Raw genomic sequence first — 25,384 nt, 5'->3', positions numbered from 1 at the left:
CCCCTCACAAGCCGATCTTGCGCCCAAACCACGATGCGTGCTGGCGCACCAGCCGAATGACGCCGTGGACGGGATCGGCACGCTGCGCCACAAGACGCTCGATCAAGACCTCCGGCGGACAGGGGCGCAGCGACTTGGGATCGAGCGTCACGGGGTAGTCGACAAATGCGACGTGCACGAGGGTCTCCAAATCGAGCCGGGCGCTTCGCCGTGGCATTTCCGTCAGATCCTGCGTAAGACCCCAGCCGGCATAAAACGGCATGCCATGGACGGTGACCGGCGTGTCGCGCAAGAGCGCCTCGAAGCCGGCAAGCGAGGAAAATGTTTCCACCCTGTCCACTGTTTCGATCACGTCGACGATGCTGCCGCCCGCGACGATGTGATCGGCAAGACCGCGAAGTTCGGTTGTCTCCAGTCGCCCCGCACGCAACCTCGCCTCCACGTCGGGATGCGGCTTGTAGACGATCCAGGCGTCCGGGTTGCGCGCCCGCACCGCCCGCAGCAGGTCGAGATTGACATTGGCACAGCCGGCGCAGTCGATGACGTCGCTGAGCGAGCGGCGCACCCCGGCATCGTCGGCCACCTGTCCCGGCACAAGGATCGCCTCGCGTCCCGGCGGCGCTGCGAGCACCGGGCCGCGCGCGCCGACGTTGTATTTCGTCATGCGCGCCGAAACGATGCGGCGGCGCAGCTCCTGCGCGCGGGCGCGTTCGCCCGGCGTCAACTGCCGTCCATTCAAGAGCCGCTCCATCCGGCTTTCACGTGTCGCATCGAAATAGATCCCGCAGTCGTCGAAGGCGAGCGCTGCACCGCGCGCAAGTCCTGCACCAAGACCGACGGAGCGCAGGAACCCGTCTTCTATGCGCCAGAGATCGACACCGGCATTCGTGGCGCTCGCTTCATCGGCATTCGATACCCCGGCTGCCCATCCCAACACCCGACCGCCCGAAGCGGCAGCGTCCGCGATTGCCGATCCTGCGTCCTTGCAAAAGCTTAAAGGGTGCACGTCGGTGCCAAAGGCGGCAGCGATTGCCTTGTGGTTCCAGGGCTTTGCCCCGAAGCAAAACACCGGCCGGTCCACGAGCGCGACCTGCCGTCGCATCGCATGCAGGGCCTCCGCCGCCATGTCGGCGCGCAACGGCCGCGCAACGTCATAGGTGCCGGGCACCATCCAGGCATGGGCGATCGCCCGCTCGCCCGGTTGCGCAAGACCGGCAGCCTCCGCTCCCTGTACCCTTGCAAGCATGGTCCGAAGCGTTTCGCGGATCGTATCGTAGCCGACGTTCTGCAGGATCGGCGCGGGCAAAACGGGCGGCTCGGCGGCGTCTTGTCGGCGCAATGCGTCCCCCAGCAACGGCGCAATCTCTAATTGGCCGGCGGGGCGGTTTGTTGAAACCTGAACGAGAAGCACAAGTCTCGCGCCGGAGAACGGCGCGGGCAGGCCCGCCGGCAGCAAAGCGGACGCCGCCAGCGTCAACGGCACATTGCGCTCATGCGCCAGCGCATGAAGCCTGGAAAACGGCGCCGGCGTCAGACCGGTGATGACGCTTTCAATCCGCCCAGGCGGGCGGGCGCGCGTCGACACCCTGCCGTGAAGGACGGCGGCAAGCGCTTTTTTCGCCTCACCCAGAGCCGGATCGCCAAGCCAATGCGTCACCTCGTGCACCACTCCTTGATCATCGCGATTATAGCGGAACGCCGAGCGCGCGCGCACGGGCAAGGCGCGGCGGCGGGTCGCGGGGCGCAGCCCCCAAATCGTCGCCGCAAGGCTTCAGCAACCGTGCCGCGATTCCCTCGACGGCGTCATCCAGACCCATGCGATTGTGGATGGTCCCGCGCACCTGGGTGGTGGCGGCAAGTGCGGTCACAAACGCGGAGACGCGCACCGGATCGGGTGGCTGCGGGCGGTTCCAGAACGCGTCCAGACCGCCCTGATGCGTCAAGCCCGGGCTGTCGTAGATCGCGGGCGCAAGCGTCTTGACCGGAACGCCTGTGCGCACGGCCTCGAGGCCAGCCGTCGAATTGACGGTCACAACTCCGACGGCACCACGGACAATCGCATGCAGATCGCCGCCGTCCAGAAATGCCACCCGGTTGCCGAGTTTGAATTCGCTCGCAATCAACGCCACTTCCGACGACCAGTCGGTCCAGCCATTGTCGAGCGGGTGGGACTTGATCACAAGCCGCGCCTCGCCCGGCGCATGGCGGGCAAAGGAGAACAAGACATCTCGCAGCACATCGCGCATGGATGAATATTGCGACTGGGAAACGATCTGGTAGTCGCCTTCCATCTGCAACGGCAGGACAAACAACGATGCGTCCTGCGCGAGGATGGATTGCTGAAGGATGCTTGCGCGCCGCCGCCGGGCCGGCGCGGCAATCAGTCTACGAATCCAAAGCGCATAGTCCAGAACCGGCGGAAAGGGCGTGTGTCGTCGATGGTGCGGAAAAAACAGCCAGCCAAGCGCGACATTCGGCAGGTGATAACTCACGTCCTGCCAGGCTTCCAGCGGGAAGGATCCCGGATATTGCGGGGAAAGATCGACCGCCCCCGCGCAAGCACTCAATTGGGCAATGGCATCCGCATCGACGGGAAACCGGCTCAAGACGCCAAGCCCTCCCCGCTCCAGCGTCATGAAGCCCGGGCGAAGCACGCCCAGTTCCGTGACATGCACGGCAATGCCAAGACGCTCCGCCGCAATCACCGCTTGCCGATGATACGGACGCGTATCGCCATGCAACACCAGGTTGGTGACGCGCTCGCGTTCAAGCCATGCCCCCACCCACTCCGGCCAGTTCTCGAAGCGCCCGCGATATGCAAACGTGCCGCTTCCATGCCAATGCAGCCAGTCACCGACACAGAAATTGATCCGCTGAACGGTGTGTCCCTTCGCCGACAGCTTCCGGCCGATGCGCCGATACAGCGGCGAGAGCGGACCTTGAAGGAACAGGAAACGCCGCTCACCCGCGCCAGGCACGCTTCCACCTCCCGGTTTTTCCGCGTGCGGCGATTTCCTCGGCGACGGTCACGGGAACCCCAAGGGCACGGGCACGCTCGATGCGCGGCGCCGGGCGGTCCACACAGCCTGGCACATTGACCAACCCACCCGCGATCCGTGCGGCCAATTCGCGGGCCGCCGCGGTCATGCCATCGCGGGAGTGGAAATTGCCCTGGATCTGGATGGCATGTCCCATCAGCCGCTGAACGGATTGATAGGTTTCGGGATCCGGCGCTTGCGGGATCCGCCAGAAGCGATCCAGTGGCAACTGGCACGTCAGCCCGGGCAGATCGTAGACGGCAACGCCAAGCACCTTGACCGGGCAGCCGACCTTGACCGCATGCAGTCCTGTGGTGCTGTTGACCATCACGGCGCCCGAGGCATGCTTGAGCAGGGTCACAAGATGCCCGCCATCGACCAGGTGAACGCGCCGCTTGATGCCATGCCGGCGCGCAAGTCGACGAACGATGCGACGCCAGGGCTCGATGCCCTGATCCATCGGGTGCAGCTTCACCACGAGTTGCGCGGCCGGATGCGCATGAGCGGAAAAGGAGGCAAAAACCTCCTCAAGCGCATCGGCGAGATGATCGTATTTCGCGTTGTAGCGAAGCTGGTAGTCGCTTTGCATCTGAAGGGGAAAGACGAAAACCGGACAGTTCGATTCGACCAGGTCATCGATCAGGATGGTCGCGACCCGGTCGCGTCGCCGGGCAAACAGCAACCGCGGCAACGTCATCACGTACTCGAAAAGCGGATGATAGAACTTGTCCGCGACAAAACGCGGAAACGCCAGCAGGTCGAACGCATTGAGAAGGTTGCACACAACCTCATGCATGGCTTCCTGCCAGAAAGGATGCCTGTAACGTTCCGTCATGTCGACGGGAGGCAGGTCTGCTGCAGCGGCACGGATCGCGTCCACGTCGTCGGGAAAAAGCGAACGTACGGACATGCCATCGAGTTCGGCGGTGATCCAGTCGGGCCGCAGATATCCGTTCTCGTAGGCGACCGCTCGCACTCCGAGCCGGCCCGCGATCTCCACCGCAACCGAATGATAGGGAAAACGATCCTGGTAAAACACGATGTCCGTGACGCCATGCCGGATCAAATGGCGTTCCAGATACGCCGGCCACTCGGACAAATGCCCCCGGAAGTTCACGCAACGGGAATCATGCCACAAGAACCAGTCGGACAGGCTGAGATTGATGCGCAAGGTCTTGTGACCGAGCGCTTCCAGCTCATCGGCGACGCAGCGTGGAAACCCCGACGGCGGTCCTTGCAGGAAGAGCACGACACGCGCGGCATCGTTCGAACGCCCCGCGCCCGATACACTGTCGACTTCCCGGTTTGGTTCCTCGGTCATCTTCTTCCGATCGCAGGACGGCCCATCAATCGCGAAGCGTTGGCAGAGCACTTCTCGGCAAGGCCGAGACCAACCGTTTGCCAAGAACGCCCCGGAGGCAAGTCTTCAACCGGATATCAGTTGGTTATCAAGCCATTCGCCGAGTTCACATTGGACAGCAGCGGACCGATGATTTGCAGGAACTTGCCGAACTCGGCCGTCGGATGATTCGCGACATAGATAATATCCTTGTCACGCATCTCGAACGACCGGGCGAGGAAGAAAGCCTCTGCCTGCCGCAGGTTCAACTTGTAGACGACAGGAATGCGAACCGCATCAATGTTGTCCACCGCATCGCCTTTGAGCTGGCGGACAAGCTCGCGGTTCTCAAAGCGGAAGAGGAAAATGCCTGCCGCATCCGCGAAGAAATCCTTCAGCCCCCCCACCTGTGCGAGACCTTCGGCGAGTGTGACCGTTTCCGTCTTGAAGGGAACCAGTTTCGTTTCCCTGACCGCGCCAAAGGCGGAGAATGTGCGGGGCTTGTGCGTCACAAGCACATTGTCGCCCGCGGTCAGCCAGATGTTGTTTTCCGGGTAGTTTATCAGATCGACCAGCCGGGCCTCGCCAGAAGCACTCCCGCGCTTGATCGTCACGACCGTTTCGTAGGTCGCCTCGCGGGACCCGCCCGAGCGTGCCACGGCCTCCAGCAGCCGCATGCCGCGCACAGACATTGTATACTGGCCCGGGCTGTTCACATCGCCGACCACGACGATGCCGGTGCTCTCGCTGCCCTCGACAGTCACCAGAACCTGCGGCTCGATCGCCTTGCCCTTCAGCCGCTCCTGGATCGCGACACGCAATCCTTCGACGCTGAGCCCCCTCGCCCGGACCCTGCCGGCATAGGGGATAAAAATATATCCGCTCTCGTCGATCACGGACGGAACGGAGACCTGCTTGCCGTCGGGCGTGGAAAACAGTCCTTCTGGCGCGGCCTCCCAGATTGTGATCACCAGGCGATCACCGATGCCAAGACGGCTCGACCGCCCCCGGTTCGGGACCGAGCGAAACTGTCTTGCAAACGGGGCGGGGCGATAGGCATGAAGTTTTGTCAGCATTTCGCTGTCGAGCGAAAGCAAGACATAGTTGGAGCGAATCGCATCGCCCTCGATGTCCTCCGACGAAATGGTGATGGCCGTCGGCCCCTGTCCCGGCAAACCAGCACAGCCGGACAGCACCAATCCCAGTACCGCAAGGAGGATAAACCGCATAAAAGCCTCAACTAAAGGCGGGTTTCGTACCCGCGTCATTCGGTTTCCAGTTAGCATCGCGTACAGGTGCGTTACAAGGCGGAACCACTCGACCGCGCGCGTAACAACCGCGTGTTGTCGATCGGCAACATAGTCGGCGGGATTGGTTAACGAACCAGAAACCTTTCGACCGGAATTGGCAACAAATCGCCGTGCGGCGCGGCGCGGCATGTCTGTCCCGTGAATCGTCTTTCGACAGGAAACGTGCCATAAACGCCGCTTGTCACCGAAGGCCCAAGCTTTGGCGTCAAGCCGTGTATTCAGAACCGGTCAACCATTTGCGCCCCATAGTCGTAAGGTAGATCGGAAAAACGGTCACACGAACCCGGGTACCCTCGTGCGTACATGCGAGACCAGAATCTTGAAAACCTGCGCATCGTGCCGGAGTCCTGACGGGCCGCGGCCGCGGGCGATGCACTGTGTCTCGGTGCTGGCGCTTGCGGCATCGCTTCTCGTCTTTCCCGCACGTGCGGATGCGCTCGATCTCTTCGGCTGGCTGCCGTTCGGTTCCAAGACCGCCGATGAACAGGATCAGCCCCCCGTCGTCGACCCTTTGCCCTACGAAGCAAGCCTGCGCGTTTCGGGCGGATCTGCGGACCTTGAGGCCGCTCTCGCGGCGTCATCGGAATTGCTCAGCCAGGGTGATCGCCTGCCTTCGGGCGAGGCCGGCCTGATTGCCCGCGCAGTGTCGGATTTCGAGCGCCTTGTCGGGCGGCTCTACGTCGGAGGCTACTATGCCGGCACGGTGAAGATCCGCATTGCGGGTCTCGATCTGGAGCAGGCGCTTGCAACCCCCTCCCTGCCCGGCCCGCGCCCCATACCTGTCATCATTTCGGTCGAGCCCGGCCCACTGTTTTCCTTTGGCACAATCGACATCTCTGCTGCCGATGATTCCAGTGGCGTTGTCGAGCAGGTCGCCAATGGCGCGACGTATGGGCTGGTGCGCGGGGAAACCGCCAATTCGGAAAAGATCCTGCGAGCGGAAAAGGCGATCGTCTCTGACCTCAAGGCAGCCGGTCATCCGTTCGCCCGCATTTCACGCCGCGAGATCGTCGCCGACCACGACACCAACCGGCTCGATGTGCGCCTCTCCGTCGCCGCCGGCCGCGCGGCGCGCTTCGGCAAGGTGTCGGTCTCCGGAGCCGAAGCGACCGATCCGGATTTTATCGTTACGCAGGCCATGATCCCGCAGGGCCGGGCCTATAGCCCGGCGGAACTGGAACGGGCAACCGGGCGGCTCAACGAACTCGGCATCTTCTCCTCAGTGCGGATCGTGCCGGCCGAAAACGTCGGCCCCGACGGCCTGCTGCCGATGACGATCGAGGTCTCCGAACGCAAACGAAACGTGATCGGCGTCGGCGCCAACTGGTCGAGTTCCGAAGGGTTCGGGGTGGAGAGCTACTGGCGCCGCCGGAACTTGTTCGGCCGCGGCGAGCTCTTGAGCATCGAGGGCTCCATCGGCCGGATTGCCGACAATTCGCTGTCCGATCTTGAATATTCCGCCAGAATCGCCTTCGAGAAGCCCGGTGCCTTCGGTCCGCAGACCCGGTTCACGACGAGCCTGGGCGCGAAGCAGGAAGTTCCCGACGCCTATCGCAGCCGCAGCATCACGGCCGATGCCTTTTACGAGCGCGATGTCAACGACGTCCTGTCGTTCAAGGTCGGCGGCGAGGTGCAATACGCCGACGAGAACGACGCCTTCGGCAATCAGACCTATTTGCTGACCGGTGTGATCGGCCAGGTGAACTACGACACGCGCGACGATCCGTTGAACCCGACCAAGGGCATCAACGCGGTGGTCTTCGCCGAACCGGCCTATGACGTGCGCGGCGGCAACGCCATGCTGTTCACCCGGGGACAGGTGTCCGCCTACCAGGCGTTGGACGACGCCGCGCGCTTCGTGCTTGCCGGCCGTCTCGGCGCCGGCAGCATCATCGCGCCCTCGGTGCGCGACATTCCCGCCGCCCGGCGCTTCTTTTCCGGCGGGGGTGGATCGATCCGCGGGTACGCGTATCGCAATGTCGGGCCGAGGCGGAACGGCGAGGTGACCGGTGGGCGCAGCTTCTTTGAAGCCTCCGGCGAAATCCGCATGAAGGCGACGGAGACCATCGGCGTCGTCGGCTTCGTCGATGCGGGCAACAGTTTCGATGCGATGTACCCCGATTTTTCGCAGGGGTTGAAAGTGGGCGTCGGCGCCGGCCTGCGCTACTTCACGCCGGTCGGGCCGCTGCGCTTCGATATCGCCGTTCCGCTCGATCCGGAAAAGGACGACCCCGATTTCGCGGTCTATGTGGGTCTCAGTCAGGCGTTCTGATATCGATTCAACAAGGCCGGTTCTTCCTTCCGGGGGAATCACTTGTGCCAAGGTTCTTGAGAACCGATTCACCCTCTCCTGTTGCAATCGACATACAAAATGTGCCTTGCGTCCCGCCGACGGTCGTCGACCGGGAAATCATGATTCTCTTCAAAAAGATGACGATTGCGCTTCAAGAAGAGATTCCACTTTAAGCAAGGAACCGAATGCTGGGCGCATGGACTCGCTAGCGCCATGATTTGGCTTCAACCTGAGACGACAAGCTGCTGTAATCAGATTCCTTTTTGCACTTGAAGGGCCGAATGACCGCTTCACTTCCGATCCGGTTGGGGGTTTCGCTGATCCGCATCACGCTGCGCGTGGTCCTTGGTCTCGCGATTCTCCTCGCCTTTCTCGCCATCGGCACACTCGCCGTGCTGCAGACGGATGCAGGCCGCCGCAACGCCGCCGGTCTGATCGGCTGGATCGCATCGAATGAAAACGGCGGCATTGCCCTCGACGGTCTTTCCGTCGATTGGGATCTCGATCTGCGGCTTGCCTCACTGGTCGTGCGCGATGTCGATGGTCCCTATCTCTCTGTTTCGGGACTGGACCTGGCGTGGCGCCCCTCAGCGCTTCTTTCCGGCGTCGTGGCCGTCGACCAACTCTTGGTCGAGCGCGTTGCGCTGGCACGGTTGCCCGCCTCGCCTGCAACGGCCGATCCAGAACCGGCAACGGAAGCCGGCCTGCCCGCCCTTCCCGCCGTCGTGCTTGAGGCCGCCAGCATCGAGACAATTGACCTGGGAGCGGCGGTTGCCGGAACCCCGATGCGTCTCGCGGCGACGGCGGAGCTGCGCACCGAAGCCGCGCCCCAGTCGCTTTCGGGCAAGGTCAGCATCACGCGAACCGACGACACCGACGGAGAGGTCGATGCGCAACTGCGTTTCGACCGGGATGCCGGCGTGCTTGCGGTTTCGGTGGCCGCACGTGAACCGCGTGGCGGCCTCGCCGCACGGCTCCTTCAGATCGACGGGTTGCCGGCGCTTGATCTTTCGATCAAGGGCGAGGGACCGCTGAACGACTGGCGGGCCGAACTGGCCCTCAAGCTCGACGGCGAAACGGACGTGTCCGGCACCGCCCGGCTTTCGCGGTCCACGTCATCCTCCGGCACCGCGCAGCGCACCCTTGAGGCGTCGATCTCCGGGCGTTTGACCCCGCTCGCTCCGCCTCTTGCGGGCGCCTTCCTGATGGGCGAAACACGGATCACCGCGACCGCGCTGATGAGCGACGACTTCACACCGCAAAACGTCGAGCTATCGGCCGCAAGCGACACCCTGTCGAGCGACGTCGCCGCCACGTTCGATCTCCAGAGCAGCACGCTGGATGCAACGGCAAATCTCCGTCTTTCCGCAGGCGGCGACGCCCTGATCGCCCTCGAACTGCCCGAGAGACGGGTCACGCTCGGCGAAACGACGGTCTCGGCGATGGCAAAGGGGCCGCTTTCGGAACTTTCATGGACCGTCGATCTGGCTTCCGCGTCGCTCGACACCACCGAGGTCGCGCTCGACTCCGCGCGGGTGGTGCTGGATGGCGAAGATCTCGACGCAACCAATCCGTCAGCCGCGATTGCGGCGACGGTCTCGGCCACAATCGAACGGCTCTCGCCAAAGGCGGACGGCGCGGCCGAATTCGCAGGCCCCTTGCAGGCCGATGCGAAGCTGACACTGGATCCAACAACCCTCGCCACCGAGATCGGGTCTTTCGATGCGGATTTCGCGCCCTTCACGCTCTCCGCGCGCGGAACCGTCAGTCCCGATACGGTGAACACCGATCTGACCCTCAACGTTTCCGATACGGCGCGACTGGACCCGCAACTTTCCGGTGCACTGAGCGTTGAGGCCCATGTCGAGGGGCCGCTTTCCGGTCCCATGATCACCGCGGACGCCAACGCGGAGCGGCTCACACTCGCCGGCAAGCCCGTTCGCAACCTGCGGCTTTCTGCAAGGGCCGACACGAATCCGGAGGCACTGTCCGCCGATATCGACCTGGACGCAGATGTGGACGGCAACGCCCTGACCGCCACTCTTCGGGCCACGCCGGAGGGTGACGGGCTGAGCGTCCCGACACTCACAATCAGGGCGGGCGACAACACGCTATCCGGCACTCTCCTGATCGCAGACCTGACCCGAACAACGCAGACACTCACCGGCAATCTGACCATCGACGCGCCGGACCTTTCCGAGTTTTCAGCGCTCGCCCTGACCGAGCTCTCCGGCCAGCTCTCGGGGGATGTGGCGGTAACGCAAGACGATGGGTCGGCCGCCGCGCACGTTCAGTTGACCGGCGCGGACATCTCGGCCGCGGGAACAAGCCTTGGCACCCTCGACGCCGACGTCAGGCTGCGCGACCTCTTCACGGCGCCGGCCCTTGACGGCAAGGCGCGCGTCACGGGAGTGGTGGCCGGTGGAACGCCCATCGACCGGGTGACCGCCACAGCCAGCGGGACCGGCAGCAGCACGGATTTCACACTCGATGCCCGTCTCGCAAAGGGAGAGAACGCGGACGGCCTGGCGCTCGACGGCACGCTTGCCACCGGCGACGGCGGCATGAACCTGCTGTTGAAGACGCTTGACGGACGCTATCGCGGCCTTGAAACACGGCTCGTCGATCCCGCGCGGATCGTGTCTTCACAAAGCGGCACCAGGATCGAACCATTTTCGCTGCGACTTGGCGATGGCACCATCACCGTTGCCGGAAACGTTGGCGATGCACTCGATGCGACCGCCGATATCAAGGCCGTCCCGCTATCACTTGCCAACGCCCTTGCGCCAGGCTTTGCCATTGCCGGAACCCTCGACGGCAAGGTGACGGTCTCGGGACAGACCTCGGACCCGATTGCCGATTGGCGGCTGAACGCCGGCAGCCTTGCCGCCGCCCCGTTGCGCGAGAACGGCCTGCCCGCGCTGTCAGTCGCGTCCACTGGCCGGTTCTCGGGAAACAGACTGACCCAGACCACCAGGATCACGGGGCCAAACGACCTGTCGGTGGTCGCAGAAGGGCCGGTCAGCCTGGATGGAGCCGGATCTCTCGACATCGGCGTCAACGGCACCCTCCCCCTGGCTGTGGCACGCCAGAAGCTCATTCTTGCCGGCTTTTCGGCAGACGGCAGCCTTTCGGTCAGCGGGCGTATCGGCGGGAGCTTCTCCTCACCGACCTATGCCTTGACCCTTCAACCGAAAAACGTCAGCACAACCCAGTTGGCAACCGGACTGTCCCTGCGCAACCTTTCCGGCACCATCGAAATAAACAACAGCGGAATAGCACTGAACACGCTGCGCGCGGATATTGCCGGCGGCGGCTCGCTGAGCGCCAGCGGACGGGTCGGCCTCGATGCCGGCATGCCGGCCGATCTACGGGTGCAAGTCCAGAACGGCCGCTACTCTGACGGGCGGATCGTCCAGGCGACCGTCAGCGCGGATATCACGCTGACGGGTCCTCTTGCCAGCACGCAAACCGCGGCGCGGCTGGGGGGCTCTGTCACCATCGAACGCGCCGACATCACCATTCCAAGCAGCCTGCCAGGTGCGATCGATCCTGTCGCCGTCACGCACAAGAATGCACCCGCGGCAGTGCGGGCTCAGGACCGCGCGCTGCATGGCGAGGGCGGCGGAGGCGGCGGAGAGGCCGGAGCGCGGCCGATCGCGCTCGACATCATGATCAATGCCCCTGGACAGATCTTTGTACGCGGGCGCGGTCTGGATGCCGAAATGGGCGGCAGCCTCAAGCTTGCGGGAACGGTCGCAGCCCCTCAGGCGATCGGCTCTTTCTCGATGCGGCGCGGCCATTTCAACGTGTTGTCGCGACGTGTCGAGTTTTCCAAGGGCGAGGTTGGTTTCACCGGTTCCTTGACCCCGCGGCTCGACTTCGCCGCCACATCGCAGACCAGCGATGCCGTGATCACCATCACGGTGAAGGGCCAGGCGGATGCGCCGGAGATCGGCTTCAGTTCCTCACCCGATCTGCCGCAGGACGAAATCCTGGCGCAGTTCCTGTTCGACCGAAGCATGAGCGAGCTCAGCCCGACACAGATCGCGCAGCTTGGCGCGTCCGTCCTGACCCTGACCGGGGGCAGCGGCGCAGGTCCGCTCGGCAGCCTGCGCCAATCGCTCGGCCTCGACGCCATCGATGTGCAAACCGGCGGCGAGGGAGGCCCGTCCTTGGCGGTAGGCAAATATCTCAGTGACAACATCTACCTCGGCGTCAAACAGGGAAGCGGCGCTGATTCCAGCCGCGTGACGGTGGATATCGACATCACCAAGTCGCTGAAGCTGCGGGGCGAAGTCGGCGCCGACGGAGAATCGAAGGCCGGTATCTTCTTCGAGCGCGAATTCGGCAAATGAACGCGGCAACCGCTGCTCAGTCCCGTCGGGACGCGCCCGCAAGATCCATGACTTCCCGATAGAGCGGCGCCGAAACGGCAATCCCCTCGCGCGCGGCACGCGCCCGGCGTTCCAGCCGACGCGTGCCGGGAATACGCGCGCCCTCCTCCGCTTCGATCCCGGAAACCAGCGCCGCCATGCGCTCGCCATAGACGCCACCGGATGATGGCCCCGGGTCGATGGCGATGATCGTCTGGCCAAGGTCGGGTGGGGCGCCGTCCGCATTGAGCAGGCTGGTTGCCTCGAATGCCAGGCACGCACCGGCAACGGCTGCCGCCATAACCTCAACCATAAGCGCGAGAGCCGCCCCCTTGGCCTCGCCAATGGGAATCATCGTGCCGGCAAGAGCAGCGGTCGGATCCGTTGTCGGCTTTCCGTCCCTGTCGAGCGCCCAGCCGTCCGGGATCGTCGTGCCCGCCTTTTGCGCGGCCATGATCTTGCCTCGTGCGGCCCGCGATACCGCAAGGTCGATCACAAGCGGAGGCACCCCGGCGGCAATCGGCGCTGCGAATGCGATCGGGTTGGTGCCGTAAAGCGCTGCCTTGCCGCCCCAGGGCGCTATGGCCTTCGGCGTGTTGCCGAACACGAAGGCGACAAGGCCCTTCTCCGCCAGCCTTTCACAGTGCGCACCCGCTTGCCCGAAATGGTGGGACCGTCGAATCGCGGCCATCGCGATGCCGGATGCGGCCGCCATTTCCGGCAGGACATCGATCGCGACATCGAAGGCGGGAAAGGCAAACCCGAAGCCCGCATCGACGCGAAGCAGCGCGGGCGTCGGACGCGACACGACCGGCCGGGCATGACCGTCGACCTTGCCGCACCGCGACTGGGCGGCATAGGAGGGCACACGGGAAAGACCGTGCCCGCCCTGTCCGTCAGCCTCTGCGGCGACAAGCGCCCGGGCAACGCTTGCCGCGTTGTCCGGCGCCGTATCGCAGGCCACCAGAACCTTGCGAACAAGCGCATCCGCCTCTTCAAGCGTCAGTGTCACCGGTTGCGTCATCAAGACCTTCCCTGAATCGAAATCCCGCATTGCACCGCCCGCGCCGTCCAGGGCGTGGGCCGTAAACAAGGCTGACATGGCATCGGACTTCTCTCGCACCTCATCTCTTGTATAGGACATCTTGTCCAGGATTGCCGAATGCCGTCCGGTCGATGACGCTGCAGAGCTGGGGGTATCCCGGGGAGCACCATTGCTGGCGATCCATCGTCTGGCCTATGATCTGGATGAAACGATGGTAACGGGACGGGGATCCATCTGTAACACGCAGGGCGGCGCATATACGGTTAGGCTGCTGGCCGGACTTGAGGACGTCCGGCACACTCGCCTGTCCCTGCGGGCGCGATGAGCCGACGCTGCAAACCGAAAGTGTTGCGCCCGGCCGAACAGCGTTCGGACCCACTGGCCTATGACCTCATGCCTCGGATTCTCGCACGGACCGGAGGGCGCAGGTCCCGGTGAAACAAGACCGAAAACAATAGGGGCGCGGGCAGTTTCTTCTGCGGCCCGGTTCTGGGAGGACTTCATGATCACTGAGCACCCGCTTTTCAAACAGGCCTGCTTTATCGGCGGACTTTGGTCGCATGCCGACAGCGGAGAGACCATCGAGGTCAACAACCCCGCAACGGGAGGGATTCTAGGGACCGTGCCACGGTGCGGCCGCGCGGAAACAGCGCGCGCCATCGAGACCGCCTATCTTGCGTTTCAGGACTGGAAGGCGACCACTGCGGAGGAACGCGGAACCCTGATGCATGCGCTCTGCGACGCGATCATGGAGAACCAGGACGCGCTTGCCGAAATCCTGACGAGCGAAATGGGCAAGCCGCTTGCGGAAGCCAAGGGCGAGATTGCGCTTGGCGTCAAATACGTTCGCTTTTTCGCCGAACAGGCGAAACGCATCGATGGCGACATCATTCCCTCGCCCTGGCGCGGCAAGCGAATTCTGGTCACGAAGGAGCCGGTCGGCGTTGCCGGCGCGATCACGCCCTGGAATTTTCCCCACTCGATGATCTCGCGCAAACTGGGCGCGGCGCTTGCGGCCGGCTGCACCATGGTGATCAAACCCGCAAGCCAGACCCCCTACTCGGCGCTCGCATTCGGCGCGCTCGCCGAAAAGGTCGGATTTCCACGCGGGGTGATCAATGTACTGACCGGCTCCGCAGCCGACATCGCCGCGGAAATGTGCGAGAATCCGCTGCTGCGCAAGATCACCTTCACCGGCTCGACGGAGGTTGGAAAGCAGCTTGCTTCCAAGGCGTCGGCGCATATGAAGAAGATCTCGATGGAGCTTGGCGGCAACGCCCCCTTCATCGTCTTCGACGATGCCGATCTCGATGCGGCGGTAGAAGGTGCAATGGTCTCGAAATTCCGCAATTCCGGCCAGACATGCGTCTGCGCAAACCGCATTTACGTGCAAGACGGGATCTATGACGCCTTCGCCGAAAAACTGGCCGCGGCAATCGATGACCTGAAGGTCGGCGACGGGCTTGCGGAGAAGACCACCCAAGGGCCGCTGATCGACATGAATGCGGTCGAAAAGGTCGAGGACCACATCCAGGATGCCGTTTCCAAGGGCGGGCGTGTCATCACCGGCGGCAAGCGCCACGCCAATGGCGGCAGCTTTTTTCAGCCGACGCTCGTTGCCGATGTGACATCCGAGATGAAGGTCGCGCGGGAAGAGACCTTCGGCCCCCTCGCCCCGCTTTTCCGCTTCGAAGCGGAAGATGAAGCCGTCGCGCGGGCCAATGATACCGAATACGGGCTTGCCTGCTACTTCTACACCCAGGACCTCGGCCGCGCGTTCCGGGTGATGGAAGCGCTCGAATACGGCCTCATCGGAGTGAACGAAGGGCTGATCACAACGGAAGTGGCACCCTTTGGCGGCGTGAAGGAGTCCGGTGTCGGCAACGAAGGCTCCAAATACGGCGTCGACGACTACCTCAACATCAAATACGCCTGCGTCGGCGGACTGGGGCTTTAGCCTGGCGGGACTTGCCCGCCCCGCGACATGTTGTCTCCGCGCGCATCGGATCGCGGTCCGGCGCGCGCGGATGCCCGACGGTTATTCACACACCACGCGCATTCGCTCGCAGTCCCCGCTTGACAGCGCGGGGCAACTCCCTGAAAAGACGCATCAAGGCCTCGTGGCGGAGTGGTTACGCAGCGGATTGCAAATCCGTGCACCCCGGTTCGATTCCGGGCGAGGCCTCCAGAATTTTCCCCGTGCATTTCATCCTGCCGTTGGAAGCGGCCTCGTGGCCGTGTGCTTCCCAGATGCGATAGCGCCCTGACCGGCGATCATTTCGAGGGGTCCTGCGAGGCGGATATGCAGCACCCATCCTCCTGTCTCTCCTTGCGACTTGCCACGAACGTGACGCTTCTCCTGGGGATCGTTGCCGCAGGTCAACTCGCACTGGAATACTGGCCGGGACGGACATTCGATTCCGCCACGAGCGGCGTCTGGATGAGCCTGGCCGTCGATTATGCCGAGGGCGTCTTGTACCGCCCGCTGCTGGGCGACATGGGCTACGGCGGCACGCGCTACATGCCCCTGTTTTTCATGATCCATGGCAGTCTGATCCGCCTCTTCGGAAACCCGACGATGACCGGCGTTCTGCTGATGCAGGCGAGCGTTCTGCTGATGATCGCGGCAATGGCGCGATTGTTGGTTCTGAATGGCGTGCCGAGAGCCCTGTCATGGGGCTTTGCCGCGATCACGGTCTGCACGTCGCTCTACCAACAGTATCTCACCGGCCTGAACTGCGATTATCTGGCCGCCGCGCTCAGTCTGTGGGGCCTCACCTTCTATCTCCGCAAAGATCCTTCCCCGACCCGCGACGCGGTCGGCAAGGCGCTGGGGCTTTTGCTCTTCGTTCTCGCGTTTTATACAAAGTTCTCGACGGTCTATGCTCCTTCCGCCGTATTCCTGTCGCTGGTGCTTCAGCGCCAATGGCGGGCGGCAGCGATCTTTTCCATCGCCGCACTCTTTTTGATCGCTGTCTTCGCGGCGACTTTCGTCGCGCTGTCCGACGGCCGGATGATCCAGTCGCTGGCGGCCACCGCGACCGGCGGCACCGATCTGGCATTTGCGACCGGCATGCTCCGGCGGTTTGCGAAAGAACTCGCCTTTTTCAATCCCGCCGTTGGCGTTTGTTTCCTGCTCGCCCTGGCGAAATGGACCGTCGATGCGCCCACGCACTGGCGCTCTCCCCTCCACCTCACCTTCGTGATGGTCACCCTGGTGACCATCGTCACATTCTCATCGCGCGGTATCGCCGGAAATCACGCGATACCGCTCAACGCCGTCAGCCTGGTGCTTGCCGGGACGGCGTTTTCGGGCCGGCGCATCGAACGGCAGGTCCTTGCAGGCGGGTTTGCGACCTTGAGCCTCATTCTCATTGCCTGCTGGACGCCGGGCGTGCCGTCGCCGCTCAAGACCATCCGCGCGGACAACAATCCGACAGTCTTCGAGATCCGGGCCGAGATTGCGCGCTGGCTACCGGACAACGGCCTGCTTGCGTCCACAAATCCGTCCTATGCCATCGTCGCGGGAAAGACACCGTTTCTGATCGACTACTTCAGCCTCAAGACCTTCATCCGGACCGGAGATCCCGCCGGCATGGATTTTCTCGCGCGCATCAAGGCGCGGGATTTCGATGTGCTGATCAACTTCAACCCGAACGCTCGGTGGACACCGCAAGACGGCGAATCCGTTGCGCTGTCAAACCACTACGTGGCTGTGGATACCCTGCACGGAGGAACGATCCTGATCCCGCGCACCGCAACGCAATGACCGCGCCGTCAGAAAAACCAATGCGGTGACCGATCCGGAAACCGACACACTTCAGATCGCGCGCTGGTTCACCCGCGCCGACAGCGCTTCGCGGGTTTCAACGCGTTCCGAGTACCGATCAACCAGATAGTCGGAGCGGCCGCGGACCATCCAGGTGAATTTCACCAGTTCCTCCACCACATCGACGATGCGATTGTAGTAGGGTGATGGCGTCATGCGGTCATCGTCGCCGAATTCGGTAAAGGCCTTGGGCACGGACGACTGGTTGGGAATCGTGACCATGCGCATCCAGCGACCCAGAATGCGCATCTGGTTCACCGCGTTGAAGCTTTGCGATCCGCCGCAGACCTGCATCACCGCCAGTGTCTTGCCCTGTGTCGGGCGCACCCCGCCAAGCGACAACGGCAGCCAGTCGATCTGCGCCTTCATGATGCCGGTCATGGCGCCGTGGCGCTCCGGCGAGACCCACACCATGCCTTCCGACCACATGGCAAGCTCGCGCAATTCCCTGACCTTGGGGTGGTCGGGCTCTTCTGCATCTGGAAGCGGGAGACCGCGCGGATCGAACACCCGCGTCTCGCAGCCGTGCCATGTCAACAGCCGCTCCGCCTCCTCCGCGACCAACCGGGAAAACGAACGCTTGCGAAGCGATCCATAGAGCAACAGGATGCGCGGCGCGTGCCCCGGATCGTCGCTGGCGGCCAGATAGCGATGGTCGACCGGCGAAAGCCCCTGCGGATCGACCGCCGGCATGTCCTCGGCAGAGATCGGTTTGTGCATGTCAGGCCTCACGGGCAACCGGATGCGCCAGCGGCGTGCCGTCTTCCTTGCGAAAATCGGCCAGCGCAGACTCATCGATCAGGTCGAGCACGGCTTCGGAAGGCCTGCACAACCGCACGCCCTTCGGGCTGGCGACGATCGGGCGGTTGACCAGCACCGGATGCTCCAGCATTGCCGTCAGGATCGTCTCGTCGTCCACGTCCGGGTCGGTCAGTCCCAGGTCTTCGGCCGGCGACTTCGACGTGCGCAGGGCGGTGCGCGGCGTCAGGTCGGCGGCGGCGAACAGCGCCAGAAGCTGCGGGCGGGTCCATCCGGTCTTCAGATACTCGATCACCACCGGCTCCGCGCCGCTGGCGCGGATCGCGGCCAGAACGTTGCGCGATGTGCCGCAGTCTGGATTGTGATGGATCACAATCGTCATTTCACAGGCTCCTTGTCGTCCATGCGGCCGATATCATCGAGGCTTTTCTTCAAAGACAAGCCGTCAATGCTTTCGACCGGAAGGCTGGCGAACACGGAAATTCGGGCATTCAGCATGCGGAACGCATCGGCGAACGCATAGCGGCGCTCGGCTTCCGTACCTTCAGCCGCAACCGGATCGGGCACGCCCCAATGAGCGGTCATCGGCTGGCCGGGCCACACCGGGCAGCTTTCGCCGGCGGCGTTGTCGCAGACGGTGAAAACGAAGTCGAGCTGCGGTGCACCTTCTTCGGCGAACTCGTCCCAGGCCTTGGAGCGCGCGAAACCGGTGTCGAATTCCAGCTTTTTCAACAAGTCGAGCGTGAAGGGATGAACCTCGCCCTTCGGCGTCGAGCCGGCCGAGAACGCGCGGAATTTTCCCGCCCCGACCCTGTTCATGATTGCTTCGGCCATAATCGAGCGGGCGGAGTTTCCCGTACACAAAAACAGCACGTTGTAAACCGAACCGGTCATCGCATATCCCCTTTTCGTCGCTTTGCGTTCAACACTCGCAGGCAAGCGCGTCAAGCACCGGCTGGCACATCTCCGGGTTGCCTCCGCAACAGTCCTCCATAAGAAAACCGAGAAGCCCCCGCACGCCCTCCATATCGGCGAAATAGCGGATAGTCCGGCCTTCGCGTTCGTTGCGGATGAGGCCCGCGCGCAAGAGCACCGCCAGATTGGCCGACATGGTGTTCTGGCGCACATTGAGCGCTTCTGCGATCTCGCCGGCGTGCATCCCGTCCGCACCCGCCTTCACAAGCAAGCGGAACACCTCGAGCCGCGTTTTCTGACCGAGCGCCGCCAGCGCTTCCAGTGACTGAATTATATCCATAAATCATGATATATCGATACAACGACCGATATGCAATCCCTTTTTCCGGCACCCGCAGGGGTGACTGACACTGTCGCGCTTGGCATGAGACCAAAGCCGCTTTACCGTCCGCCCCAACGAATACGGGAGCCTGTGCAACACAATGAAACACGGTGGCGATCTCGGCGCGGCAATCGCGCGCCATGGCGGGCTTGCACAGGACTGGCTGGATCTTTCCACCGGCATCAACCCCCATGCCTATCCGCTGGATATGGCCCCGACGCCGGCCGCCTGGACCCGCTTGCCCGCGCGCGCGGCCCACAACCGCCTGCTCGACGTCGCGCGCACCGCCTATGGCGTGCCGGACCAGCTGGGGCTGGTGGCCGCACCGGGGACACAGGCACTCCTGCCACACCTCCCCGGACTTTTGCCGGCAGGCGATGTCGCCATCGTCGGCCCGACCTATACGAGCCACGCGGATGTCTGGCGCCGGTCGGGACGCAAGGTTGTCGAGATCACCTCTCCTTATTTCGAACCATCGCCCGATACGCGCGTGATCGTCATCGTCAATCCGAACAATCCCGACGGACGTCTGGTCGACCCGAAGAGCCTGCGCCACCACGCCGAGACAATGGCGGAACGCGGCGGTCTGCTGATTGTCGACGAAGCCTTCGCCGACTGCGTGCCCGGAGCCAGCGTCCTGCCGCATCTCGAGGGCGTCGCCGCGCTCGTGTTGCGCTCCTTCGGCAAATTCTACGGGCTGGCCGGCCTTCGGCTGGGGTTTGCCGCCGGGCCGAGAGAGATCACGGACGCGCTCGCCGCCTCGCTGGAAAGCTGGGCTGTCTCGGGTCCGGCGCTGGAGATCGGCACCCGCGCGCTCGCCGACACCGCCTGGCAGAACGCCATGTGCGCGCAGCTTGCCGACGAGGCCGCCGATCTGACGCTGCTGCTTCAGATGCGGGGCTTGAGCGTCTTTGGCGGCACGCCGCTCTACGTGCTCGCCGGCACGCGCGACGCGGCGGGCGTGCATGAGGCACTGGCCCGCCAGAAGATCTGGACCCGCACCTTCGACTATGCCCCGACATGGCTGAGAATCGGTCTCCCGGGCGGTGCGGACCCGCTGGCGCGTCTCGACGACGCGCTCGCCCACGCCCTTTCAACCGTGGCAGGTTAGGCGGCGATGCTGCTTTTTACCGACACAGCTCTTCTGATGCTTCTTGCCCTTCTGCTCGACTCACTCGTCGGCGACCCGCCCTGGCTTTGGCGGCATGTTCCGCATCCGGTGGTGCTTTTCGGGAAGGTGATCGAGATCGCCGATCAGGATTTCAACACGCCGGACACTTCGGAAAGCCGGCGCAAGCTCTACGGCGCGATCTTCCTGATCGCCCTCATTGCCTGCGCACTGCTGATCGGCGCGCTGCTGGAGGTGATCTTTCGAGGGCTTCCCCTCGGCGAGATCGGCATCATTGTCGTCGGAGCGATCTTCATCGCGCAAAGGAGCCTCTACGATCACGTCGCGGCCGTGCGCGACGGCCTCTCGCAGGGCGGACTTGAGGGCGGACGCAAGGCCGTGGCGATGATCGTCGGCCGTGACCCGGAACAGCTCGATGAGGCCGGCGTGGCGCGTGCGGCAATCGAATCCTGCGCCGAAAACCATGCCGACGGCGTGGTCGCACCCGTCTTCTGGTTCCTGCTGCTCGGCCTGCCCGGCCTGCTGGCCTACAAGGCGGTGAACACGGCCGATTCCATGATCGGGCACAAGACCGACCGCCACCGGGCCTTCGGCTGGGCTTCCGCCCGTTTCGATGATCTGGTCAACCTTCCGGCCGCGCGCCTCTCCGGTCTGCTGCTTGCCCTCTCCGCGCCGCTCTTTGGCAAGCGCATTGGCGAAAGCCTTCAGATCATGCGCCGCGACGCGCCAAAACACCGCTCCCCGAACGCCGGCTGGCCGGAAGCGGCGATGGCCGCCGTTCTGGGACTCGCCCTTGCCGGGCCCCGCGCCTACGCTGGTTACCGCGTCGACGACCCCTATATGAATACGGACGGGCGCCGCGACGCGACGGCCGGAGATATCGCCCGTTCCCTCAAGGCTCTGGTCTTTGCCTGCATCGTCCAGGCGGGAGTCGTCGCGCTTGTCGCTGTTGCCACGCTGTTCGTCTGAGGTTCCGAATGCTTCCCTTCGCCCCTGCCGCAGACCGAAACAAGGAGGCTGTGCTCGACGCTCTCAGCCCCCACCTTGGCTTGCGGCGGCGGGTTCTGGAGATCGGAAGCGGCACCGGCCAGCATGCCGTACATATAACCGAGGCCCTGCCCCATCTCGTCTGGCAATGCAGCGATCTTGCCGACGCTGTCCCCGGCATCGCTGCGCGGCTTGAGGCGGAAGGCAACGCGCGCACGCCCGCGCCGCTTGCGCTCGACGTCGCATCCCCGCCGTGGCCGCTTCCGGCGGCGAGCGATCCGGATGCCTTCGACGCGATCTTCACCGCCAACACATTGCACATCATGTCGTTTGCGCATGTGGAGCACTTCTTCGCGCGCGTCGGCGAGGCGCTTGCACCGGACGGGGTGTGCTGTGTCTACGGGCCGATGAAATACGGCGGGAACTTCACCACGCAAAGCAATGCGGAGTTCGATGCGCAGTTGCGCGCCGGCAATCCGCAAAGCGGCATTCGCGACTTCGAGGCCCTCGACGATCTCGCCTATGAACAGGGACTGACGCTTGCCGCCGACACCGCGATGCCGGCGAACAACCGGCTGCTGGTCTGGCGCCGGGCTTCCGGATAGCGCCTGATCATGAGAAATTCGCGACGATCGTAACGCTACCGGCAGGCGCGCCGTTCCGAATTGGGAAGCGTCAACCCGTATGGCCGCACCTCGTTGAACCGCCTTATCACGTGACTTGTCACCTTTGATGCGGCGAACCTTGTATCAGCAACCAAAGAAATCTCGCTCACCGGAATCGATCCACTTGATTTTGAAATGTATTCATTTGCGGATCCGCCAAAAGACGGGTTCAAATTCACCTCGTGAACTGCCCCGAATAGGCATTCGCCTTCACCGTTTACAACGACGATGCTGACACCCATCGTCTGCTTCGCGGTGCGGTGGCCGTTGCTGAATTTTGTCTCAATATGCCAACGTCCATCTGCGTTGAGCCACACATTGGTCAGCGACTGGACATAGCGAGCATATTCATGCCAGTGCGCCTTCTCGAACGCATAATCTGGTGTCGGCGGTTGTTTTTGCGAACCTATACCTGTCGGAATGCAATCAGCATCCGGCGTGATCACCATTGTCTTGCTGATGCACTCGCGCGCCTCAACAACGGGAGACAGTAAAAACAGACATGCAGCGGAAATTGCCAGAAGAGTTTTTTTCATTATTCCCTCCCGTTTCAATCGGGAAACGCAGTTCGAAATTTAACTCACCGGCAACAGCCATGCAACTTTAGCGTCTTTTTCATTGAATTATCAATCACAAGAGGAAAATCGGGCAGCTCGCCGTGCCCCGTAATTGGCAGAGAGTGTGCGGGGACGCGAAGGCGCACCCCAAAGCCTCCCCGCACCAGTTCCACCCTGCAAACGTCAGCGTTGCGCAATCTCCAGGATCGCCTCGATGTCCATGCAAGACTCCAGATGCACGGCAAGCGCGTCCAGCGTCGCGTCGATCTCGCCGGAATAGGCGAGCGACGACCCGGCGCCGAAGGTCTTCAGGAATCCGGCGCGGAATTCGTCCGAGGTAAAAAGCCCGTGCAGATAGGTGCCGGAAATCCGGCCGTTTGCGGAGATCGCACCGTCCGGGTGGTCCGGACTGCCGCCCGACGTCACATGCGCGAAGGGGCGCGCGCAATCCGCCCCTTGCGTGCGCCCGATATGGATCTCGTAGCCGGAAAGCTGCGTCCCGCTTGTCGCATGCGCGCCCGTCACCTCAACAAGCCGCTTTTCGGGCGTGAGCACCGTTTCGACATCCAGCAGCCCCAGCCCTTGAACCGTGCCGGCCGGCCCCTCGATGCCATCAGGGTCGGAGATGGTCCGGCCCAGCATCTGGTAGCCGCCGCAGATCCCGACGACCCGTCCGCCGCGCCGCACATGGGCGGCGAGATCGACGTCCCAGCCCTGGCAACGCAAGAAGGCGAGATCCCCGACCGTCGACTTCGATCCCGGCAGAAGCACCACGTCTGCATCGCCCGGCAGCGGATCGCCCGGCTGTACCAGCCTGAGCGAGACGCCCGGCTCCAGCCTTAGCGGATCGAGATCGTCGAAATTGGCGATCCGGCTGATCACCGGCACGACGATTGTCACCTCGCCCTTGCCCGTTCCGTCTTCAAGCCCCAGCGCATCCTCGGCCGGCAGCTTTCGGGCGTCGGAAAACCACGGCACCACGCCGAGCGACGCCCACCCCGTGCGCCGGGCGATCTCGGCTACTCCTTCGTCAAACAGGGACACGTCGCCCCGGAAGCGATTGACGAAAAACGCCTTGATGCGGCTGCGCTCGTCGTCGGGAAGGATCGTATGCGTGCCGACCAGCGAGGCGATGACGCCGCCCCGGTCGATATCGCCGCAGAGCGCCACGGGAATGTCGGCGGCTTCCGCGAAGCCCATGTTGGCGATATCGCCGGCCCGAAGATTGATCTCCGCCGGCGAGCCCGCGCCCTCCACCAGCACGAGATCCGCATCCGCGCCGATCCGCTCGAAACTCTCCAGCACCTTCGGCAGAAGCTCCGCCTTGCGGCTTCCGTATTCGCGCGCGCGCATCGTGCCGGCCCGCCTGCCCTGCACGATCACTTGCGCGCCGACGTCGGTTTCCGGCTTCAGCAGGACCGGGTTCATGTGCACGGAGAGCGGCACGCGCGCGCCCAGCGCCTGCAGAGCCTGCGCGCGGCCGATCTCGCCGCCGTCGGCTGTCACGGCGGCGTTGTTCGACATGTTCTGCGGCTTGAAGGGGCGCACCTTCAGCCCCCGGTTGGCAAACAGCCGGCACAGCCCCGCCACGATCAGGCTCTTGCCGACGTTCGAGCCGGTGCCCTGGATCATCAGGGCGGGGGGGCGCTTCATAGACATTGCAACCTGCTACGATCTCGTATGAGAATCATGAATAGCTCTCCATCAAGGCTGATTCGATCCATGCATAAGCGTTATCAGGTATTCATTAGTTCGACCTTCAATGATCTCAAATCCGCAAGACATGAGGTATCGCAAGCATTGTTGGAAACCGATTGCTTTCCAGCGGGGATGGAACTGTTTCCGGCTGCAGATGACGAGCAGATGGATTTCATAAAAAAAATTATTGACCAAAGCGACTACTACTTACTCATAATTGCTGGACGATATGGCTCACAAGACCCAACCACCAAATTGAGCTACACGGAAATGGAATACGACTATGCAGTCAAAAAAAGAAAACCAATAATTGCGTTGATACACCAAAATCCAGACGAAATTCCCTTGTCACAAAGTGAGAAAAATGAAGAAGACAGAAAGAAACTCGCTGCATTTCGACAAAAAGTACAGACCGGCCGCATTGTAAAATACTGGAAAACACCTTCTGAACTTGGAAAGGAGGCAATCGTTTCACTCAATTGGGCAAAGAACCACAAACCAGCTACTGGATGGGTGAGAGCAGACGGCATCGCGACGAAGGATGCTGAACTCAGAATATCTGAACTCGAAAAAGAATTGCTAGCTCTAAAAAGCACGAAGGAAAAATATAAGCCAATAGATTCTTTATTAACTGATTCAGAATCTGAATTCATTTCAGTTATTGCAGTTAAAGATAATAATGCAAAATCAGAAATAAAGATACGCAAATCAGAAATTATCGAGTACTTGATTTGTGCAGTTTATAACAACTCGCTTCTCAATGAAATAAATTACCAAATAAGCCTTTTCGCAACACTTAATAGCAATCACTTCGAAGTCCCGGGAGTTAAAGGCCTAATTTTTGATTCATATCAAATTTCAAGACTTTTGACTGAACTCGAAACCGAAGGAGCTCTGGAGCGACAAAATGAAATCATAACAGAAGAAGCAAGCATCGGACTTAGAAGAGAAACACTGAGTAGTTGGCACTTAAACGATCATTCAAAAAAGTGGGCAGCAAAACGCATACTAACGCTATGTTACGAGCGCGAAAATTAGAAACATATTGGTAATTATACCTTA

At 62.6% G+C, this 25,384-nt stretch carries 19 protein-coding genes and 1 tRNA gene; 9 read left to right on the top strand and 11 right to left on the bottom strand.

Annotation, left to right across the window (positions count from 1 at the left end; all coding sequences use genetic code 11):
• Window positions 1–4: 4 nt before the first annotated feature.
• The 4 genes from BLU32_RS05745 to BLU32_RS05730 all read right to left on the bottom strand — a co-directional run bounded on the left by BLU32_RS05745 (window position 5) and on the right by BLU32_RS05730 (window position 5,816).
• Entirely contained in the window at window positions 5–1,657 is a 1,653-nt protein-coding gene (locus BLU32_RS05745; RefSeq protein ID WP_157727526.1) for a capsular biosynthesis protein, read from the bottom strand.
• A 28-nt stretch (window positions 1,658–1,685) separates the two neighbouring features.
• Window positions 1,686–2,978: a capsule biosynthesis protein gene (locus BLU32_RS05740; protein ID WP_093805386.1), complete on the bottom strand. Its 1,293-nt coding sequence runs from the start codon at window positions 2,976–2,978 to the stop codon at window positions 1,686–1,688.
• A complete protein-coding gene (locus BLU32_RS05735; RefSeq protein ID WP_093810649.1) occupies window positions 2,962–4,359 on the bottom strand; it encodes a capsule biosynthesis protein in 1,398 nt (465 codons plus the stop codon). Before BLU32_RS05735 ends, BLU32_RS05740 begins: the two co-directional genes overlap by 17 nt.
• Window positions 4,360–4,475: 116 nt before the next feature.
• A complete protein-coding gene (locus BLU32_RS05730) occupies window positions 4,476–5,816 on the bottom strand; it encodes a polysaccharide biosynthesis/export family protein (RefSeq protein WP_208976983.1) in 1,341 nt (446 codons plus the stop codon).
• Between the two features lie 241 nt (window positions 5,817–6,057).
• Between BLU32_RS05730 and BLU32_RS05725 the strand changes: the two genes are divergently transcribed.
• The gene (locus BLU32_RS05725; RefSeq protein ID WP_093805384.1) at window positions 6,058–7,959 is read left to right on the top strand and encodes an autotransporter assembly complex family protein; all 1,902 of its coding nucleotides are present in this window, start codon (window positions 6,058–6,060) and stop codon (window positions 7,957–7,959) included.
• A 302-nt stretch (window positions 7,960–8,261) separates the two neighbouring features.
• Window positions 8,262–12,338, top strand: coding sequence for a translocation/assembly module TamB domain-containing protein (locus tag BLU32_RS05720; protein ID WP_093805383.1), 4,077 nt, complete (start codon window positions 8,262–8,264; stop codon window positions 12,336–12,338).
• A 16-nt stretch (window positions 12,339–12,354) separates the two neighbouring features.
• Here the strand turns inward: BLU32_RS05720 and BLU32_RS05715 are convergent, their stop codons facing one another.
• Entirely contained in the window at window positions 12,355–13,380 is a 1,026-nt protein-coding gene (locus BLU32_RS05715; RefSeq protein WP_093810647.1) for an Ldh family oxidoreductase, read from the bottom strand.
• 523 nt (window positions 13,381–13,903) lie between these two features.
• Here BLU32_RS05715 and BLU32_RS05710 point away from each other — a divergent pair.
• From BLU32_RS05710 to BLU32_RS05700, 3 genes are all read left to right on the top strand, one after another.
• Window positions 13,904–15,358, top strand: a complete 1,455-nt coding sequence (locus BLU32_RS05710) for an NAD-dependent succinate-semialdehyde dehydrogenase (protein ID WP_093805382.1) — start codon at window positions 13,904–13,906, stop codon at window positions 15,356–15,358.
• A 157-nt stretch (window positions 15,359–15,515) separates the two neighbouring features.
• Window positions 15,516–15,589: transfer RNA gene (locus tag BLU32_RS05705), tRNA-Cys, on the top strand.
• 114 nt (window positions 15,590–15,703) lie between these two features.
• On the top strand, window positions 15,704–17,170 hold the full coding sequence (locus tag BLU32_RS05700; protein WP_157727525.1) for a hypothetical protein: 1,467 nt from the start codon (window positions 15,704–15,706) through the stop codon (window positions 17,168–17,170).
• A 51-nt stretch (window positions 17,171–17,221) separates the two neighbouring features.
• Here the strand turns inward: BLU32_RS05700 and arsH are convergent, their stop codons facing one another.
• From arsH to BLU32_RS05680, 4 genes are read right to left on the bottom strand one after another with little or no spacing between them, the layout of a single operon-like run.
• The gene (gene arsH / locus BLU32_RS05695; protein WP_172838615.1) at window positions 17,222–17,923 is read right to left on the bottom strand and encodes an arsenical resistance protein ArsH; all 702 of its coding nucleotides are present in this window, start codon (window positions 17,921–17,923) and stop codon (window positions 17,222–17,224) included.
• A gap of 28 nt (window positions 17,924–17,951) precedes the next feature.
• The gene (gene arsC, locus BLU32_RS05690; RefSeq protein WP_093805379.1) at window positions 17,952–18,371 is read right to left on the bottom strand and encodes an arsenate reductase (glutaredoxin); all 420 of its coding nucleotides are present in this window, start codon (window positions 18,369–18,371) and stop codon (window positions 17,952–17,954) included.
• Window positions 18,368–18,883: an arsenate reductase ArsC gene (locus BLU32_RS05685; RefSeq protein WP_093805378.1), complete on the bottom strand. Its 516-nt coding sequence runs from the start codon at window positions 18,881–18,883 to the stop codon at window positions 18,368–18,370. The genes arsC and BLU32_RS05685 overlap by 4 nt, the downstream gene beginning before the upstream one ends.
• A gap of 28 nt (window positions 18,884–18,911) precedes the next feature.
• Window positions 18,912–19,244 carry a helix-turn-helix transcriptional regulator gene (locus BLU32_RS05680; RefSeq protein WP_093805377.1) on the bottom strand — a complete coding sequence of 111 codons (333 nt, stop codon included), beginning with the start codon at window positions 19,242–19,244 and terminating at the stop codon, window positions 18,912–18,914.
• Between the two features lie 142 nt (window positions 19,245–19,386).
• On the opposite strand from BLU32_RS05680, the gene cobD reads away from it, so the two are divergent.
• Genes cobD through BLU32_RS05665 form a run of 3 tightly spaced genes read left to right on the top strand, consistent with a single transcriptional unit; the run spans window position 19,387 to window position 22,007 of the window.
• Window positions 19,387–20,397, top strand: coding sequence for a threonine-phosphate decarboxylase CobD (gene cobD, locus BLU32_RS05675; protein WP_093805376.1), 1,011 nt, complete (start codon window positions 19,387–19,389; stop codon window positions 20,395–20,397).
• A gap of 6 nt (window positions 20,398–20,403) precedes the next feature.
• Window positions 20,404–21,384, top strand: a complete 981-nt coding sequence (cbiB, locus tag BLU32_RS05670) for an adenosylcobinamide-phosphate synthase CbiB (protein ID WP_093805375.1) — start codon at window positions 20,404–20,406, stop codon at window positions 21,382–21,384.
• A gap of 8 nt (window positions 21,385–21,392) precedes the next feature.
• Window positions 21,393–22,007 carry a DUF938 domain-containing protein gene (locus BLU32_RS05665; RefSeq protein WP_093805374.1) on the top strand — a complete coding sequence of 205 codons (615 nt, stop codon included), beginning with the start codon at window positions 21,393–21,395 and terminating at the stop codon, window positions 22,005–22,007.
• Window positions 22,008–22,042: 35 nt separating this feature from the next.
• On the opposite strand, the gene BLU32_RS05660 is transcribed toward BLU32_RS05665, so the two are convergent.
• Both BLU32_RS05660 and BLU32_RS05655 read right to left on the bottom strand, forming a co-directional pair.
• Window positions 22,043–22,603, bottom strand: a complete 561-nt coding sequence (locus BLU32_RS05660) for a hypothetical protein (protein ID WP_093805373.1) — start codon at window positions 22,601–22,603, stop codon at window positions 22,043–22,045.
• 204 nt (window positions 22,604–22,807) lie between these two features.
• The gene (locus BLU32_RS05655) at window positions 22,808–24,277 is read right to left on the bottom strand and encodes a cobyric acid synthase (RefSeq protein WP_197673704.1); all 1,470 of its coding nucleotides are present in this window, start codon (window positions 24,275–24,277) and stop codon (window positions 22,808–22,810) included.
• Between the two features lie 36 nt (window positions 24,278–24,313).
• Here BLU32_RS05655 and BLU32_RS05650 point away from each other — a divergent pair, with 36 nt between their 5' ends.
• Window positions 24,314–25,360, top strand: coding sequence for a DUF4062 domain-containing protein (locus BLU32_RS05650; protein WP_172838534.1), 1,047 nt, complete (start codon window positions 24,314–24,316; stop codon window positions 25,358–25,360).
• Window positions 25,361–25,384: the final 24 nt, after the last annotated feature.

The organism is Stappia sp. ES.058 (assembly GCF_900105595.1).
Taxonomy (GTDB): domain Bacteria; phylum Pseudomonadota; class Alphaproteobacteria; order Rhizobiales; family Stappiaceae; genus Stappia.
Note: the sequence above shows the minus strand (reverse complement) of the source record. Positions and strands in the feature narration are given on the sequence as shown.

Coding starts and splice junctions, on each gene's coding strand:
- BLU32_RS05665 (WP_093805374.1), top strand. CDS start 21,393: ATGCTTCCCTTCGCCCCTGCCGCAGACCGAAACAAGGAGGCTGTGCTC.
- BLU32_RS05700 (WP_157727525.1), top strand. CDS start 15,704: ATGCAGCACCCATCCTCCTGTCTCTCCTTGCGACTTGCCACGAACGTG.
- BLU32_RS05710 (WP_093805382.1), top strand. CDS start 13,904: ATGATCACTGAGCACCCGCTTTTCAAACAGGCCTGCTTTATCGGCGGA.
- BLU32_RS05650 (WP_172838534.1), top strand. CDS start 24,314: ATGAATAGCTCTCCATCAAGGCTGATTCGATCCATGCATAAGCGTTAT.
- BLU32_RS05660 (WP_093805373.1), bottom strand. CDS start 22,603: ATGAAAAAAACTCTTCTGGCAATTTCCGCTGCATGTCTGTTTTTACTG.
- BLU32_RS05685 (WP_093805378.1), bottom strand. CDS start 18,883: ATGACCGGTTCGGTTTACAACGTGCTGTTTTTGTGTACGGGAAACTCC.
- cbiB (WP_093805375.1), top strand. CDS start 20,404: ATGCTGCTTTTTACCGACACAGCTCTTCTGATGCTTCTTGCCCTTCTG.
- BLU32_RS05730 (WP_208976983.1), bottom strand. CDS start 5,816: ATGCCGCGCCGCGCCGCACGGCGATTTGTTGCCAATTCCGGTCGAAAG.
- arsC (WP_093805379.1), bottom strand. CDS start 18,371: ATGACGATTGTGATCCATCACAATCCAGACTGCGGCACATCGCGCAAC.
- BLU32_RS05655 (WP_197673704.1), bottom strand. CDS start 24,277: ATGAAGCGCCCCCCCGCCCTGATGATCCAGGGCACCGGCTCGAACGTC.
- BLU32_RS05680 (WP_093805377.1), bottom strand. CDS start 19,244: ATGGATATAATTCAGTCACTGGAAGCGCTGGCGGCGCTCGGTCAGAAA.
- BLU32_RS05720 (WP_093805383.1), top strand. CDS start 8,262: ATGACCGCTTCACTTCCGATCCGGTTGGGGGTTTCGCTGATCCGCATC.
- BLU32_RS05725 (WP_093805384.1), top strand. CDS start 6,058: ATGCACTGTGTCTCGGTGCTGGCGCTTGCGGCATCGCTTCTCGTCTTT.
- BLU32_RS05715 (WP_093810647.1), bottom strand. CDS start 13,380: ATGACGCAACCGGTGACACTGACGCTTGAAGAGGCGGATGCGCTTGTT.
- BLU32_RS05735 (WP_093810649.1), bottom strand. CDS start 4,359: ATGACCGAGGAACCAAACCGGGAAGTCGACAGTGTATCGGGCGCGGGG.
- arsH (WP_172838615.1), bottom strand. CDS start 17,923: ATGCCGGCGGTCGATCCGCAGGGGCTTTCGCCGGTCGACCATCGCTAT.
- cobD (WP_093805376.1), top strand. CDS start 19,387: ATGAAACACGGTGGCGATCTCGGCGCGGCAATCGCGCGCCATGGCGGG.